At 66.9% G+C, this 15,435-nt stretch carries 18 protein-coding genes; 6 read left to right on the top strand and 12 right to left on the bottom strand.

The window, feature by feature from the left end:
* Positions 1–237: 237 nt before the first annotated feature.
* Together C8263_RS17030 and C8263_RS17025 are read right to left on the bottom strand one after the other, a co-directional pair.
* Positions 238–855, bottom strand: a complete 618-nt coding sequence (locus tag C8263_RS17030; protein ID WP_107139335.1) for a hypothetical protein — start codon at positions 853–855, stop codon at positions 238–240.
* A gap of 105 nt (positions 856–960) precedes the next feature.
* On the bottom strand, positions 961–1,647 hold the full coding sequence (locus C8263_RS17025) for a hypothetical protein (protein WP_107139334.1): 687 nt from the start codon (positions 1,645–1,647) through the stop codon (positions 961–963).
* A gap of 291 nt (positions 1,648–1,938) precedes the next feature.
* On the opposite strand from C8263_RS17025, the gene C8263_RS17020 reads away from it, so the two are divergent.
* Both C8263_RS17020 and C8263_RS19075 read left to right on the top strand, forming a co-directional pair.
* On the top strand, positions 1,939–2,331 hold the full coding sequence (locus tag C8263_RS17020) for a hypothetical protein (protein WP_107139333.1): 393 nt from the start codon (positions 1,939–1,941) through the stop codon (positions 2,329–2,331).
* A gap of 62 nt (positions 2,332–2,393) precedes the next feature.
* Entirely contained in the window at positions 2,394–3,026 is a 633-nt protein-coding gene (locus C8263_RS19075) for a hypothetical protein (RefSeq protein WP_146160748.1), read from the top strand.
* A gap of 253 nt (positions 3,027–3,279) precedes the next feature.
* Here C8263_RS19075 and C8263_RS17010 read toward each other — a convergent pair whose 3' ends face one another.
* The 8 genes from C8263_RS17010 to C8263_RS16975 form a co-directional block, all read right to left on the bottom strand.
* Positions 3,280–3,798 carry a hypothetical protein gene (locus C8263_RS17010; protein ID WP_107139331.1) on the bottom strand — a complete coding sequence of 173 codons (519 nt, stop codon included), beginning with the start codon at positions 3,796–3,798 and terminating at the stop codon, positions 3,280–3,282.
* Positions 3,795–4,268, bottom strand: a complete 474-nt coding sequence (locus C8263_RS17005) for a hypothetical protein (RefSeq protein ID WP_107139330.1) — start codon at positions 4,266–4,268, stop codon at positions 3,795–3,797. Before C8263_RS17005 ends, C8263_RS17010 begins: the two co-directional genes overlap by 4 nt.
* Before the next feature lie 34 nt (positions 4,269–4,302).
* Complete coding sequence (locus tag C8263_RS17000; protein ID WP_107139329.1) at positions 4,303–5,043, bottom strand: hypothetical protein; 741 nt, start codon at positions 5,041–5,043, stop codon at positions 4,303–4,305.
* 211 nt (positions 5,044–5,254) lie between these two features.
* A complete protein-coding gene (locus C8263_RS16995; RefSeq protein WP_107139328.1) occupies positions 5,255–5,545 on the bottom strand; it encodes a hypothetical protein in 291 nt (96 codons plus the stop codon).
* Positions 5,546–5,572: 27 nt separating this feature from the next.
* Entirely contained in the window at positions 5,573–5,836 is a 264-nt protein-coding gene (locus tag C8263_RS16990) for a hypothetical protein (RefSeq protein ID WP_146160747.1), read from the bottom strand.
* A gap of 52 nt (positions 5,837–5,888) precedes the next feature.
* Positions 5,889–6,560 carry a DUF6882 domain-containing protein gene (locus C8263_RS16985; RefSeq protein WP_107139326.1) on the bottom strand — a complete coding sequence of 224 codons (672 nt, stop codon included), beginning with the start codon at positions 6,558–6,560 and terminating at the stop codon, positions 5,889–5,891.
* Between the two features lie 171 nt (positions 6,561–6,731).
* Entirely contained in the window at positions 6,732–6,911 is a 180-nt protein-coding gene (locus tag C8263_RS16980) for a hypothetical protein (protein ID WP_107139325.1), read from the bottom strand.
* A 117-nt stretch (positions 6,912–7,028) separates the two neighbouring features.
* Positions 7,029–7,907 carry a site-specific integrase gene (locus C8263_RS16975; RefSeq protein WP_107139324.1) on the bottom strand — a complete coding sequence of 293 codons (879 nt, stop codon included), beginning with the start codon at positions 7,905–7,907 and terminating at the stop codon, positions 7,029–7,031.
* A gap of 446 nt (positions 7,908–8,353) precedes the next feature.
* Here C8263_RS16975 and C8263_RS16965 point away from each other — a divergent pair, with 446 nt between their 5' ends.
* Both C8263_RS16965 and C8263_RS16960 read left to right on the top strand, forming a co-directional pair.
* Positions 8,354–8,872 carry a hypothetical protein gene (locus tag C8263_RS16965; protein ID WP_107139322.1) on the top strand — a complete coding sequence of 173 codons (519 nt, stop codon included), beginning with the start codon at positions 8,354–8,356 and terminating at the stop codon, positions 8,870–8,872.
* Positions 8,873–9,362: 490 nt separating this feature from the next.
* The gene (locus C8263_RS16960; protein ID WP_107139321.1) at positions 9,363–10,559 is read left to right on the top strand and encodes a glyoxalase superfamily protein; all 1,197 of its coding nucleotides are present in this window, start codon (positions 9,363–9,365) and stop codon (positions 10,557–10,559) included.
* A 256-nt stretch (positions 10,560–10,815) separates the two neighbouring features.
* Here the strand turns inward: C8263_RS16960 and C8263_RS16955 are convergent, their stop codons facing one another.
* Entirely contained in the window at positions 10,816–12,372 is a 1,557-nt protein-coding gene (locus C8263_RS16955) for a S8 family serine peptidase (protein ID WP_107139320.1), read from the bottom strand.
* Between the two features lies 1 nt (position 12,373).
* Positions 12,374–12,922, bottom strand: coding sequence for a hypothetical protein (locus C8263_RS19070; protein WP_146160746.1), 549 nt, complete (start codon positions 12,920–12,922; stop codon positions 12,374–12,376).
* A 442-nt stretch (positions 12,923–13,364) separates the two neighbouring features.
* On the opposite strand from C8263_RS19070, the gene C8263_RS19065 reads away from it, so the two are divergent.
* Both C8263_RS19065 and C8263_RS16945 read left to right on the top strand, forming a co-directional pair.
* The gene (locus C8263_RS19065; RefSeq protein ID WP_146160745.1) at positions 13,365–14,030 is read left to right on the top strand and encodes a hypothetical protein; all 666 of its coding nucleotides are present in this window, start codon (positions 13,365–13,367) and stop codon (positions 14,028–14,030) included.
* Positions 14,031–14,359: 329 nt separating this feature from the next.
* Entirely contained in the window at positions 14,360–15,094 is a 735-nt protein-coding gene (locus C8263_RS16945) for a hypothetical protein (protein WP_107139318.1), read from the top strand.
* Positions 15,095–15,435 lie beyond the last annotated feature (341 nt).

Below are 15,435 nucleotides of genomic sequence, written 5' to 3'. Positions count from 1 at the left end.
TCCTCAGTCGCCCTGTAAGTTGCGCCTGCTGGCCACCGTCCCTACCCGTCAGGGCGCCGGTCGTTTCCCTGGCGCGTGGCCGACACGGGAAGCCCCCAGTCGCGCGACTGGGGGCTTCATCCGGCGGCATGACTCCGTCCCCACGGAGGGCATGCCCTGTCAGTGTACGGGGCGGCGCGGACGGCCAGGGCTGCAGGTGAAGGCCGGGACCGGGCGAGGGGGTCGCCCGCGCCCGGCTCAGTAGGGCTTCAGGCGGCCGTGCTTGAGGTGGCCGTCGTCGGCGGCCCAGCCGGCCAGGGCCTGATCGGCGTCTGCTTCGTAGCCCTGGAGGCGAAAGGCTTTGCCGTGCTCGTCGAGTTTGGCGCCCAGGACGTCCAGGGCGTCACGGAACAGGTCGATGTCCTTTTGCTCGCTCAGGAACTGTGACGCGAGGCGGCCGAGTTCGAACGGATCGGTGGGGCGATCCGCGTTGCCCTCACCCGTCACCGTGAAGGCGCTCTCGTCCAGCACACTGGCCAACGCCTCATGCACCAGGTCGGCCGTGACGCCGGGCAGCCGGGAGAGCGGCAGGGTGAGGGTCACCGTGACGCCGTCATGCGCGGGGAGAGGTTCGCAGGTGGGGGTGATCCCACCCTCGCCGCACAGGATGGCCTCCCGCAGGGCCTGGGCCGCGCGCTGCATCGCGCGCAGCGCCGTGTGATGCGAAAAACTCGCGCCGTCACCAGCAGCGGCGGCCTGCTCGTGCGCGCGCAAGCGCATCCAGGCGTCGCCGAACTGCTCGAAGGCGGTCTGCTGCGCGGGCGGCAGGACCGGCTGGCTTGGGGTGGGAACCTGGGGTGTCGTGGGTTGGGTCATGGTCTTCCTCGTAGGGCGGGTCGAGTGAACGGTTTCGGGTGGTTCAGGCATCCACCCGGGGCGCCGGGTGAACGGGGGGTGGCGCCTCCGGACGTGGATTCCGCTTCAGTGCGCCAGCAGGCGTTCTCCCCGGGGGAAGCGGCCCGCGGCGTGCTCGCGGGTGCGGGCCTGAGCCGCTTCGATGGTCCGCGCGTCGCAGTGGCAGTCGTACGTCGATCGTCCCCGGCGGAAGCGCACGGTCAGGGCGTACCCGTCCACGGCCGTGACCTCGCAGCCCGTGGCGCGCTTGCCGTCCGTCCAGACCAGGGTGCCCAGCGTCAGGCCCACCTGCGGCCGGACCCTGTCATGCGCCTGGCGGATCTCGTGCCGCTCGCGGTCCACGCCCAGCAGGTCCCGGGCGTAGTAGATCTCCATGCCAATCACGCCGCCTTCGGTGCGCATGCGCTCGTTGTTGCGCGTCCGCATCTCCTCGGTGAGGAGATCGTCGAGCAGCCCGATGATGTGCGGGCGGACGTCGGCGGTGTAGAACAGCCCCTGACCGAGCGCCTCGGCGACCAGGTGTTTGAGGTACGCGCGGTGCGGGTCGAGGGGCCGGGTGCCGCGGCGGATCTCTGCCCAGATGTCGCCGCATTCCCCCGTGGTGGCGGGGAGGGGATAGAGCCCGTCCGGGCGCGGGGGAATGACGGCTTCGTCGGGTGCGGCGGGCCGCGGTGGGGGGCGCAGGGACACGGTGATGGTGGTGATGGCGGGTGCCAGTGGGGTCTGGGGCTCGCGCGTGATGGGTTCAGGCATGCTGGTCCTCCTCGTCGTCGGCGTGGGCTGGGTGCGATTCCTGGTGCGCGGGGGCCTCCGGACAGAAGGCAGTGGCGTGCTCGCGGGGAAGGGTGAGGTGAACGTCCATCTCGAAGCCCCGGACGGTCACCCGCTGGTGCGGTCCGGGGGGAGCCGGCAGGGTCAGACGAGGCCTGCGGGGGGCAACGGCCGCCCTCACCAGCGGCCGTGCGGGCCCCTGACCACCGTGATCACGGACCGCGGCCCCGGTGCGGTGAAAGGGGTGGGGATGAGCTCTGGTATCGTCCGGGTGTGCCGACCGGACCCGCACCGGACCTCGAGGTCGTGGAGACGCTGAGCGCCCTGCTGGCTCAGGGCCTGGCGGCGGGCGCTGCCCAGGTGCTGCTGATGCCGGGCGAACCGCCGCTGATGCGTGTGGGGGGCCCTCCAGCGCCGGGCGCGCTGCAGACCGTGGCGGATCTGGTCCGCATGCCGGGTCGCAGCAAGGTGAAGCTCGTGTGGCTCCGGGCGTTGATCGCGGCGTTGCTCCCGGAGCCTCTGGAGGCGAGTGGTGAGACGCGACGCGGCGAGGTGACGCTGGCCGGGCAGCGGTGGCAGGTCGAGGCGGTCACGGCCAACCGGTCGGCGGCGGTCAGCCTCAGTCTGGTGAACGCCGCCGCGGGGGCTCCGGACAGGTCCACATAAGCGCGCGGGGCGCACGTGTGACGGGACGTCTTAGCCACGGGGGAACCTATAGTGGGTCACACATGACTTTCTGTTCCCGGCGAGCACTGGCCGTCCTCACGGCCGCACTGACCGCGCTGGCCAGCGCGCAGCAGCGAGACCCGACCTCCGGCAAGCCGCTGGTCACGATGCCGAGCTGCAAGGATGCGTACCTGAGCGGCATTTTCGTCCAGTACCGCATTCCCGCGTCGTTTCCCCGTCCTGAATCCAAAGGCACTGCGACCGGGGTGTTCCGGTGTGAGGACGTCCGGGTCGAGTTTTTCCAGACCCCAGAATCGAATTACCTTCCAGCGCGGATCCGGGTGTCGGCTGGCAACTGGATGAAGGCCTGGGCGTTCATCACGAAAGGTAACGGCGAGAAGAACTACTTCTCTCCGCTGTACATCGACACGGCCATCTGGTTGACCATCGTCAACGGCCTGGTCAACGTCAACGACAAGTACAAGGACGCGAGCCGGCAGCTGGTCGTTGGCATCAAGTCCAATGGCGGTGCGCTGCGGCCGGTGCTGTTTGACGGCGCCGTCACGCCCCGGAAGATTCTGCCGGGGGTCAACGAATTCTTCTTCGTGGTGGGCAATGTGGGGCCCAGCCACAACAAGATGACCATCAACACGACCACAGGGGTTATTGAATTCTCGACCGTCAAATTTCCCTGAGCCGTCGCTGCGGTGCGCACCGTGGAGACAGGTCCACGCGACTGGGCTCGTGTCGCGTGGACCTGTCGGTCAGGCACTGGGTGGAGTGTGGCGCGCGTCCCGCCAGATGACTGAGCAGACGCTGCCCGAACTCGAACGCATCTTCCATGACAACAACTTCTATGACGAGCGGCCCTCGGACTGCACCCAGCACGTCACCAGCTGGCGGTAGGACCGGTGGGGCCCACCGGCCTGACGGGGCCGTCCGCGCCCGTCAGGCCGGCTGACCCACACCCGGCAGGGGCTGCGGGAGCCTCACCGCCTCGCGCAGCCGCCGGCGCTCGCGGGGCGGCTGCTTGCCGAGGTAGTGCAGCAGGGCGGTCCCGGCGCGTTCCAGGCCGTGCGCGTTGACGAACAGCAGCATCATCAACGCGGCCGGCGTGCGCAGCGGGCCGAGCAGCGCGATAAACACGGCCACCCCCGGCGCGACGACCATGCCGTACGCGAGGACACTGGGCAGGTGGCGCGTCACCATCGCCTGCGCCTGCGCGCCCGGCAGCCGCCTGGCCGCCCGCCGGGCGCGGACCACACCAACCCCGCCGAGCACCGCCACGTTCAGCGCGACGACCAGCAGCGCCCCTGGACTCACCAGCGCCCCGGCGACCAGCAGACCCAGGGTGACCAGCGCGTGCCGCTGCACCCAGGTCCACGCGAGGCGGGCGAACACCTGATCGTCCGGGGCGAGCTGGCGCAGGCGATGCTGCAGGTCAAAGACGCTGAACCAGGGCCTCACGGCGCACTCCAGCGCCCGGCAGGCACCCGGGCCGGGGCCCGCCGCCTGGGCGGTTTCTCCTGACCGCGCAGCAGCAAGGCCAGCAGGCCCACGCCAAGCACCGTGCCAGAGAACGCCGGGACGATCAGGTGCCGCGCCTGCCCGGTCGCGGCGGCGAGCGCCACATTCGGCAGCAGCACCACGGCGCCGACCGGGTACAGCGCCATGCGGCGCGCTTCGAACACCTGCCACATGCGGTCACTCACCCAGCGGGCCGACCGGCGGCGCAGCGCGAAGTGGACGGGCAGCAGCAGCGTCAGGTACAGGGCGCTGCTCAGGAGGGCCACGCGCAGCAGCGGGTCACGCTGGAGGGCCGCCACGAGCGTGGCGACGAGCAGCACCCCGCCCGAGACGGCGACGAGCCGCAGGAAGAACCACCCCGCCTGCTGCTTACCGGGCGGGAGGCTGCGGATGTGACTGAAGACGCTCACGTGCGTCCACTGTACGGCCCGGCAGGGCGCGGCTTCACGGGCGGTCCTCACAGACCGCGAGGTGCACGAAGCCCGGCTCGCGCCGCAGTTCCAGCACGGTGCGCACACCCGGCGTCAGGGCGGTCCAGCACACCTGCGTGAGCAGTGGCCGCTGATGCTGGAGTTCCCAGTCCAGGGCGTGCAGCGCCTCGCCGCTCACCAGGCGGCGCAGGTGCGCGTCACAGGTCGCCCGGACGTTCAGCCAGGACCGGCTGCGGTCCGCCCCTGCCGGGATGAGATCCTGGCGGGTGTTCGTGCGCACCGTCACGCCCCCGGTCATCCCCAGCAGTTCTACCCGCCCGAGGGGCGTGGTCGCCTGGCGCATGTCCCGCAGGGCTTGCAGGTCTCGCGCCCCGACGGGATACCCGGCGTGGGTGAGGAGCGTCTCGGCGTACGCCAGCACCTCCTGCGCGCGCGGGTGGTGCAGTCCATTGGGGTGGATGGCGTCGGCGGGGTGCCCGGCGGCGTGCTCCGGGCGGGACAGCCCATGACCGAGCCAGAGCGTCACGTGCGCGGCGCCCTGGCGGCGCAGTTCGTTCGTGAGCGAAGCGCTGAGCGTGAAGGCCAGGTGCCGCCGTGCGTCGTCGTGGGCCGGCCAGAGGTGACGGGGCAGGACTGCGCCGTACTGCTGCGTGCGGGGTGAGCGGGCCTCATGGCTGACGGTGCGGACGGCCGCACTCCAGGCGGTGGCCCGCTCGCCCGCGAAGGTGCGGCCCTCGGCGAGCAGGAACTGCACGCGCGCCTCGGTCCGCCCGACCGTGAGCGGGTGCGGGGTGTGGTCGTGTGGGCGGCGGTGATCTGGGGCGGAGGGGACGGGAACGCGGACGGGGTGTAGGCACGGGCATGCGACTCCTGAACGGTGAACGGGGCGGGATGATGGGTGGACCGCCCCTGCGCTCACCCCGCCAGGGGTGAACGGCCGTATGGGGCCGGACGGGCCGCGCCGTTCAGTTCTGCACGTGGTGCAGGGAGACGATCATCTCGAGCAGTTGCCGGAACAGGTACAGGGCCTCGCTCGTGTCGGACCGTTCGGCCTGCCACAGCCAGTGACCGAGGTCGCGGCCATGCCGGTTGTGCGCGTCAAGCAGCGCCTGGCGCTCGGCAAGACTGGCGGCCTCGGCGCGCAGGAACATGACGGTGAAGTCGTCGTGCAGCCACACGAGGGCGAGTTCCCCGACGGGCCGCAGCGTTTCGGGCAGAACGGACGGATCGATGTGCAAGGTGGTGGTGGGGGTCATCCGGTCCTCCTGGCGCCGCGGCGTGCCTCAGCGCTGCTCGTCGATGAACTTGCGGACCTGCTTGAAGAGACTGGGCGCTTTGGGCGTCAGTGGCGCGTGGGTGAAGTCCACCGGGTGGCAGGTGCCGCCCGTGACCTGCTTGGAGAGCGCGGCGCGCCGGGCTTCGAGCTTGCCGGGGTAGTGCACGTTCAGGTGCAGCTGCCCTTTCCCGTCGGCTGGGCCAATCAGGGTGGCGAAGTGCTCGGTGTTCGTTTCGGGGTCGATGTAGTGCAGGCTTTCGCCGAGGGTCATGCCGGTCGGGTACATAGGGATCTCCTGTGGGATAGCGATACCTTTGCGGGATTCAGGCGGGTGTGAGGGCGGCGGGCGCGAGGCTGATCTCACTGAGGCGCTGAAGATCATCAAAGGCGAGGTGCACCGTTTCTGCCCCGACCGTGGCGGACCAGTGGCGGCCGCGGATGGTGACCGGGCAGTCGTGGGCGGCGTACAGCGCCCGAACGGCATTCGGGTGGTGCAGCGCGAACGTCTGAAGCACCGTGGTGATCAGGTGCACGCTGCGGCTGGCCGTCAGGACCGGGGCTGGCGGTACGTCCCGCAACGTGAAGTACGCCGCGCCGCCTGGGAACTCACCCCGGAAGTAGGCGTCCGCCCCGGTCAGCCCACAGGCGATCACGGCCAGGTCGTGCCCGCTCACGGCCTCGGTGCACAGCCGCGGCGTGGTGAGTTCAGGCACGCCGCGGGTCAGGCCGTGCTCGCGCACCCGCCGGCTGTCCTCAGTGACCTCGTCGCCCAGACCACTGCCGGTGTTCGCCCACGCCCACAGCCAGGACGCGTCGCGGTGCATTTCAGTCCCGATCAGCTGCGCCCGGTAGGGCCGCGTGTGCCCACTGACGTGCAGGAGGCCCTGGTGCAGATCGGCGTCCCAGGTGAAGGTGCCGAGCAGGTCGGCCAGGTGCTGCTGGCGGAGCAGGACGGGCCCGGCGTGCTCGCTGAGCAGGTCGCGAAAGGTGGACATACCCCTACGCTATGGACGCGCGGGTGGTTTTCCGGGGGGGCCGGTGAACTTCAGCAGTCCTTCATCCACGCGGGGGATGCGTTCCGGGGCCTGCTGGGAGTGTGGACTGGCGGGCCGTAGGGGGATGACGCGGCACGTGATGGGCGGGTCCAGGTCGGTCACCGGGGCGCCTCAGGTGCGGGGCAGGGTGACGTGCACAGCCTGCGTGGCGGTGAAGGCCAGGGACTGTCGGCACGCGGTGCGCAGCACGACGCCGCTGGGGGTGGGCGTGACGCGGGTGACGGTGAAGGTGCCGTGCGGGACGTGGACGTGCGCGCCCCGGGGAACGCGCGCTGCGGGAAGGGTGGTCATGTGTGCTCCTGAAAACAGCCTGGACGCCCGTATGGGCGTCCAGTTGAGGGGTGTGATGGCCGGACGGCGAGGCACACACCCCGGGCAGGGGTGAACGGGGGTGCGTGCGCGGTGGGCTTACGGGTCGTCGCGTCGGTGTTTCTCGACGACTTTGCCGGCGAGTCTCAGCGCTCGGCGGTAGGCCTGGTCGTTGGAAAAGCCGCTGGCGGCCATGCGGGCGGGGTGGTCACGGAGACTCGCGCGGCGCAGGGCGCTCAGCGGAATGTGGGGGATCTCAGCGACCTTGCAGGCTTTCCACAGCTGCGCGCGGAGGTCCTCGGCGGTCATGGGGAAGATGGGGAGGGCCTTCTCGGTCGCGTAGAGGGGCCCGCCGGCTTCCTTGAGGAGGGGCTCGAGGGCGCGCTGGGCGGTGTCGGACAGTCTCGTGACGGTTCGGGCGCGGAGGAGTTCCCCGGTGGTCGGCTCGTACCTGGACCATTTGAGGCTGAGGAGTTCCTTGACCTGGAAGGCGTGCTCGTCGATGAGGGTAAGGGCGGCGAACAGTTCAGGGCTGCTGGCCTTGGCGGTCTTCAGGAGCTGTTCGATGTCCTCACGGTCTGGGATGGGGTCGCTGGCGTGTTCGCTGCCGGGGTTGGGGTAACCGGTCATGGGGTTAGTGGTCAGCACGCCTTCGGTGATCAGGGCGTCGTAGAGGACGCGCAACGTGACGACGCGGGCGGTGAGGGTGTTGATCTTGAGGGGGCCGGGGCCGCGGTTGGGCGTACTGAGGGGGCCGGCAAGCCAGGTGTGGAAGTTCGCTGGGGGCTGGAGCAGGTCAATCTCGTCAGTCTGGGCCCGGGTAAAGACTTGTTTGAGGTTGCTGTGGACCTGGGCGAGGGGGCGGCTGAGTGCCTGGACACCAAGGGTGGCGGCGATGGTGTCGAGGTCGTAGTCGCGGAAGGCTTTGGTGAGTTTGAGGGCGCGTTCGTCGGCGGGGTGGAGGAGGTCGCCTGGCATCTCCAGCTTATTATATGGGACTGTATAAGGAGAACAAGCACTGCTGACCTCCGCCCGTGTCCAGACCTGTGCTCAGTATTGGAGGAATGCAGGTCTGCGCGTCTTTCCTCTGGCGCTGCCGCATCCGCCCAGGCATGGAGGAGGAGCCCAGGACGCCCAGCTGGAGACAGGTGACGACGCTGCAGCACCGGCGTGAGCTGTGCCAGCTGTGGCTCGACGCTGCACTGTGGAAACCGGGTCGCCTCAGCAAGGGATCAGTCAAGCAAAAGCACGGGGGAAAGATGGAGGGAGGCAAGTAGAAATGAGGGGGAGACGCGGATGTGGGCGTATGAGTAAACTCTTATATTGTCCAATATAGATACATATTCCGCCCCCTATACCCTCCCCCAGCCGACCCTCACCACAGAATTCCCTGCCCTCCTCTTCCAGCTGAGGTACAACGGGGCATGAAGCGACTCCTGACCGCCACCGCGCTAAGCCTGACGTCCTTCGCGCTGGCCGCCCCGCTCCTCGGCACCACCGACTCCTTCGTCACCTCGAAATTCTGCAAGACCTACGCCTGCGAACTCGCTGGAAAGGACGTCCTCGGCCCCGGCCTGAGCGAATGGCGCTACACCATCAAAGGCGAGTTCCCCGTCAGCATGGGCACCGCACCCGAAGTCGTCAGCGTCCTCAGGCAGAACAACCGCGTCATTTCCGCCCAGCTTCTCTCCGGCGCGCAAGACACCGTGCTCTACCCCGGGGGGTACAAAACGAAGGTGGTGGCCGCACTCGTGGAGACCATGACGGGGAAAGCCCCGACCGAAGGCAATCTGTTTGATCTCAACAACGCCTGTGAGTCCCCGTTAAAACAGGTCAAAACCATCCCCTGGCCGGTCGCCGGCAAACAGTACCGCCTGTCCTGCCTGATGACGGCCGAGTACGCCAACGCCTGGCGCTTCAGCTTCCACGTCCACCTCCCCTAAGATGTGACCAGGCTCGTGCCCTGACCCACCCTGCACTCCACCGGGGCTGGTCCGCAGAACTGAGGCGCCAGGTAGCGAAGGACACAGGTACGCCAGATGGTCAGCTTCGCACGCGGTCAAGTTGCGCCCAGCACGAGCTGGAGCTGAGCACCCAGCACGCGAACGGGATCAAGGGGGTCTCCGTTCGCGATGAGGACACCGCACAGGCCAGGACGCTCAAGCACGCCCGCGCCGGCCAGCTGATGGACCGTTTGATGGGTGGCCGTGCGCTCACGGCGCGCCGGTGCGGGTTGCCACGATCCGACTGGACGGTGTAGCGTGCGCCTCAAGGCTGCCGCTCCGGCCCCTCGCGCCCACACGGGCATGGTGAACGCGGCGTAATGACCCCCAACCGGCATCCACCCACCCCGACCCTCGGGACTGGCGACGCGGCTCGGGAACGCGAGGACCCCGCCCCACTGACCCTGTCACGCCCGTCCCCAGGAGTCCCATGAAACACCCGGTCAAGGACCAGGCCCGGCAGCTCGCCGCGCACCTGCAGGCCACGCATGGCATCACCCTCAAGCACGGACAGGCCCTCGACGCCCTCTCTGCCGCGCTCGGGTACGCCAACTGGAACGCCGCCGCCGCGCAAGGCCTCACCGATGCGAGCGCCGCAGCCACACCCGCGACGCCGGCCGCCCACACGCCCCACGCGCACGCCGTCATGGACGTCCACCTCACGGTCGCCGCAGCGCAAAAGTGGCTGGAACGGCCCGCCCTCCCCAGCAGCATGGGCCACCTGTACCCCATGGTCACCGACCTCGACCACGGCCACTTTGACCTCTGGGCGGACGACACCGTGGACGCCCTGACCTACGTGGACACGCTGCTCAGCCTCGCGTACCACCCCCGCCAGGACCCCGACAGTTACTTCGGCGGGCTCTGGCTGGCCCGCGCCTGCGCCGGTGAACGCGAAGGCAGCCTCACCTACCTCCTCACGCGGATGGCCGAGATCATGGACGAACACGACGACGGCCCCGGCGAGCTCGACAGCTGGGTGAACGACCTGCTCACCGAAAGCCCGGACGCCTGCCACGAACGGCTCGTCCAGGACGCGCAACAGTGCCATGACGTGGTCGCCCTGCGCGTGTTCATCCGCAAGACGTACGCGTTCACGGCCCTGTGCCGCCCGCAACAACTGCCCAAAAAAGCCGTCCCCGCCGAGATTGACCGGGGCCCCATGGACGGCGACCGGCGGAGCCTCGACGTGCAGGCCGCCGCGTGGAAGGCGCAGCTGAACACGAAAACGGACGTGCTGTTGTGCCACCTGGACGGCCTCGGGTACACCAGGGTCCTCACCTGGCCGCACTTCGATTACGACTGCGTCCTGGCCAAAGTGTCGAGTGAAGACGTGCCCCCCATCACCCTGTTCGTGTTCACCGACGGCGTGACGTACCGACCCGAGTCCGACGAGGCAGCCCGGATCCTGCACGCCGACCTCCAGGACGCCGCCCGGCACGTCCGGCAAACCGCACCGCAGATGGACGGCCTGCCGTTCGAAATCGTGCAGTCCCTCGCGGGCGCGCCCTTGCAACCGTATGAACACGTTGTCCCCCCGTACGCGACGGACGAACTCAAGACCGCCGCCGTCCGCGACTTCATAGAGCTGATTGGGCAGATTCGGAACGGTGATCCAACCGACTGAGGCGCACCTCGCCGCGCGCCCCCGCCCATCAGGCTGAGGCGGGGCAGAGCGGTGGTTCAGCACCTCAATCAGGAGGTCGACGCCCTGTCCGTTCAGTCCTGCAGTCCCGCCACAGCTCAAAGCTCTCCCGGGTTGCCTGCCGTTCCGGATCGGACGTCCCGCCGGGCGGCAAGGTGCCGCCTGGGGCGGAGAAGCGCCGGAACAGTTCCATCACGTGCCACGCCATGGCGTGCCCCTTTCGTGAGGATGATCTACCTCAGCGGCAGGCGGTTTCGGTGGGAGAGACCAGGCGCCCGGTGTCGAGCTTGCCGTACCCCAGGTACTCATCTTTGGTGCCGCGGTTGCTGCCGATGGCCGCGAAGCAGGCGTACAGCTTGTTGTACAGCGCGTCACCCTTGAGGCCCAGTGTCTTGCTGCCGTCAGCGCGGTGGTGCTGGTTGGCATACATCCACATGACAATCTGCGCGGCCACCCAGGGCGAAGACATGCTGGTGCCGCTCCAGTAGGTGTCGCGGCCGTCGACCATTGAAGGGACGGCCATGGCAGGTGCGGCCACATCCACCCCAGGACCATGGTTGCTGCCGAAGTTGGCCTGATAAGGATCCACCCAGCGGTTGCCGTCGAACATCACGCCGGCCGCGCCGATGGAGTGGTTCAGGCCAGCCGTGTCGTTGGTGCCGTGGCTCAGTTCGTTGCCAACGGCAGCAACGATCACCACGCCCTTGTTCGCGGCAGCCGTGAAGAAGCTCTGGAAGAACTGGCTGGGCGAGAGTGTAGGGTCCGAGCCGAACGACAGGTTGATGACCGAGGCGGGGTACGGGTTGACGAAGGTCTTGCCGTTGATGGTGGTGCTGCCCAGGGCGTATTCAATACCTCGGGCGGCAGCAGGCCCCCAGATCAATCCGTTCGTGTCCATGGCCGAGATCGGCAGCACCTTGGCAAGGTTGTAGGACACGCCTGCTCCTGCACCGAATCCATTGGTGGTCATGGCGATGACGCCCGCAACGGACGCGCCGTGTTCAGCTTCAGCCTGCTTCGTTGGCATAGCGTCGGCGTTGCCCTGTTCGCCTTTGATCACGTTCAGCCACGCGTTCTTGGGCACCAGGTTGTGTTCGGCGTGCGTGGTGCTGCCACTCCAGCCACTGTCGATCACGGCAACGACGGGGTGGTCACAGCCCAACTCCAACTGGGACCATGCCGCCTGCGAGTTCATCATCGGCAGATAGGTGTTCTGGTTGCGCATGGTGGCGTCAATGGGCTCAGGCAGGCCGACGGGCTTGAAGGTGGGCAGTTTCTCGGCGTATTGCACAGTGCCGCGGCGCACGAGGCTGGCCGCTTGACTGTTCGAGGCACGGATGGTGGCCCAGTAGCCGAATTCGCCGGTGACGTTCACGCCGCTGCTCTTCAGAACCTCCAGGGCTTCGCTGGCATTCGTTTCGGTCGGCAGCAGGACAGCGAGGTCGCTGGCGCCCGTGCTTTGCGCGGATGGGCCGGTGAGGTCACGGCTCAGACCAGACAGTGCCTTCATCTCCGCGGTGGGCACAGCCAGAGGAGCGCGCCGCGTCAGCGTGCCCAGGCTCTGGGTGCTGGGCTTGCCCGCGCACCAGGGGCCTTCGGCTTTCTTGCCGTTCCACCAGCCGGCGGCCGGGATGTACTGCGGCGCGGGTACCGGTGTCGTGGGAGGCGCAGGCAGCTGCACGGCAGGTGGCACCACAGGCTCAGGCGGGGTGCCGCCGCCCCCAGGACCACAGGCCACGAGGAGCGTCGCCGACAGCAGAGCAATGGACGAGAAACGGGGGAACATAGTCGTCATGTCACCGGCGGGGCGTCAGGGTGGCCGTGCAGGTCAGCGTGCCATTCGCTCCCGCCTTGCAGTTGGTGAGCTCTGCGTTGTAACTGCTCACATTCACCGGGGCAGGGGTGGCCGAGGGCGCCGGGGTGGTGCCCACGAGACGGACGTTTTGCACTGCGAAACCTGCCAGCACCACACCGCGCAGGGTCGTGACGGTGGTCGGCACCCCTTCAAAGCGCCACGTGAGTTTCGTCGGGATCCCCTTCGTGAATGTCACGCCATTCAGCAGCGATTGGGGCCGTTGCCCGCCCCCTTCAACGGTGCTGCCAAGAATCGTCGTGCCATCCGCCAGGATCACTCGACCTTCGCTGTCACGGAAAAATGTGCTTGTCCCTTCATCAGCGTCAGTGAACGTGCCGACCATACTGCACGCCACGGTCTGGCTTTGTGCTGGAAGACGCTGGCAGCTCAAGCCGGAGTACGTGATGCCAAGCTGTGTATTCGTGTAGGTCTGCCCATTCGCCGCGGTGGTTGCTGACGCCAGGGCGGCAGCCAGAATCATCTTCTTCATCCCGGGGATGATAGGGCGCGGTCACGACCGCCCGCCGTGCAAATGAGGCGAAATGACCTGTTCCCCCCCAGATTCCCCCAGAGGCCAACCTGCGACACAATTCAGCTCACGAGCTCAACGGCCAGTGCCTGTCCGCGGAGACCGGCACCGTTCGCAGACGACCCCGGGCTCCAGCATGCTGCCGTTCCTACGTTTTCAGGATGAGCTCTCAAGAAAGAGCCCTGAGAGCGGGGGCGCATCTCTGATTGGTGATCTGTTACTTCTTGGTGCTGCGGGGGCTTTTCTTGCCATGCCGCTGGTCTTCTTGGCCGTAGCGCCAACCTTCTTGACGCCACTGCGGTTCTTGCCGAGGGCCTGGTTCCAGTCGCACCTGCCTGCCCTCTCCAGGCGCAGGTGTTCAGCAGTCCACTCTTGGTACTGTCTGAGCCAGGAGGAGGCGAACATGGCCCTTCAAGACGAAGTCAACCGGCTCCGGACACCCCTGTCGGATCCCACCGTGCCCATCACTTCATTTGGCCTTGAAGAAGCCCAGGATCTCCTGGCATTTCGTCTCCGTTTGCACCATGGTCAGGTGCTCAAGCACTCGACAGTCGTTCGGTACTTCTTTAAGGGAACACGTTCCAGTCGGGGTGGACGATCGGTGATGCTGATCGCCATCTGTGACGGGTACGCATTCGCCTATACCAACATCCGGGCACAAGAGGCGCCCGGAAAAGGGCCATGGAAAAGCCGTACGGCCTTTTCAGTCTGGAGACACCGGCAAGGCCGGCCAGCCTGGATGCCGTTTCAAGCAGTGACTGTCACGCCGCTTGAAGCTGTTCCGCTCCCTCTTCCTGTCGATCCGGAACTCAAGGAAGTGCTGGGGACGGGCGGCCGCTCGATCGAAGCCCTCCACGGCGGCACCGATCCTATCCGCGATGGAATGGGTTGTCTTCTTTCACTTCTGATCATTGCTCTTGCAGGGGGCGTACTCGTCGGCATGGTAAATACTGGTGCGCCCCGGCTGCAGATGATGGGCGCACTCGTTGTCCTCATTGCCGGCGTCATTCTGGGTGTAATCAGCAAGAAGCGCACGCCGGCCCATACCTACGACCTGGTCCCGTGCTGAAAAGCGACCACAAAGCTTCGCGGCCGTTGTGCAGGGTTCCTCAAGACCCTAACGAGAGTTGGGCCGCCGGGCCACCAAGCTCCAGCGTTCGCCCGCACGATCACGCGAGCATCACGCGATGATGTTCTAGAAAGCAGAACGTTCCGAACTGAATGATCAGGAGATCCTGTAGAGGTCCCTCAGAAGAAGTTTGCGCCCTTCAGCTCACCACGGTGATGCCCAGATCGAGAGCGCGCAGCCGATGCGTGCCGAGCCGGAGAATCGCTGCGCCTCCCTCGCTCGTCATTCAGAGGTGGACTGGCCCCTTCAGCGGGGTACCATGCAACGTGATGAATACCGGTGCTAAGGCCAGCCCTTCAGGCCAGGACGCAGGCGAGGGCTCACCGCTGCTCAAGCAGTTTCTGGCCTGGGGGATCTTTCCTCATCCAGCCGAAATTGAACGGACCGTCGAGGCATTCAAAGGCGAGCCACCTGAGCAGGCCCTGGCACGGCTCGCACGCCAAGCGAAAACCATCGCTGCGGGTCAGGGCGTCGTCGCCTCCCTCCCTGGCGCCATCCCCGGACTGGGAACGGCCGCGCAACTGGCGGTGGCCGGCGGCACAGCGCTGCCGGAAACACTCTTACTGCTCCGAAAAATGGCGCACTTGCAACTGTGTACGGCCCATCTGTATGGCCAACCAATCCGCGCGCTGAATGAAGATGACAAGATTCATCCCGACCGGCTCGAGGAGTTCATGGTCGTTCTGGGCATCATGACAGGCGTCATCCTGCCCGCCAAGGAAGCGGCCAAAAAATTTGGAACCCGGTTCACGACGGTGCAAATCTCACGGCACCTGCCAGGATGTGTCCTCCGGGCCATCAACGCCAAAGTCGGCTTCACTCTCTTGACGAAATTCGGTACCAAGCGGGGCGGCGTCGCCTTGGGCCGGCTCATCCCCCTGGGCGTTGGTGCCGCCATCGGTGGCGCCATGAATTACCAGTCCATTCACCAGTTTGGCAAAAGTGCCGCGAAATTTTACGGCGGCAGTGAGGAATATGGCGTACCCGACGACACGAGCGGGTGAGGCTGTCGCCAGGTGTTTCGTGTGCACGTTGAGCTCCTTGAAGGTCACAAGGGCCACATCGATATACGCCAGCGTCAGCGTGATTCGACTGCCACGTCAAATCACGCTCAACCTCTAATTGATCTCTTCAAATCAGTGGTCAACGTTTCCATTCCATCACCAGAAAAGACTTGCAGCACCCTCTCTTGATGCCATCAGCAAGGGTAGGGATATTGAATTTACTAGACCTCTTGCGAAAGTCGTGAGCTAAGCTGGCAAGGTGGAGCGAGACCGTCTGACACGCACGCGGAAGATGAATCGCAAGCAGTTCCGTCGACGCACTGGGGTCTACCCGGAAACCT

Source organism: Deinococcus arcticus (genome assembly GCF_003028415.1).
Classification (GTDB): Bacteria; Deinococcota; Deinococci; order Deinococcales; family Deinococcaceae; genus Deinococcus; species Deinococcus arcticus.
This window is presented reverse-complemented; position numbering and strand designations above follow the sequence as displayed.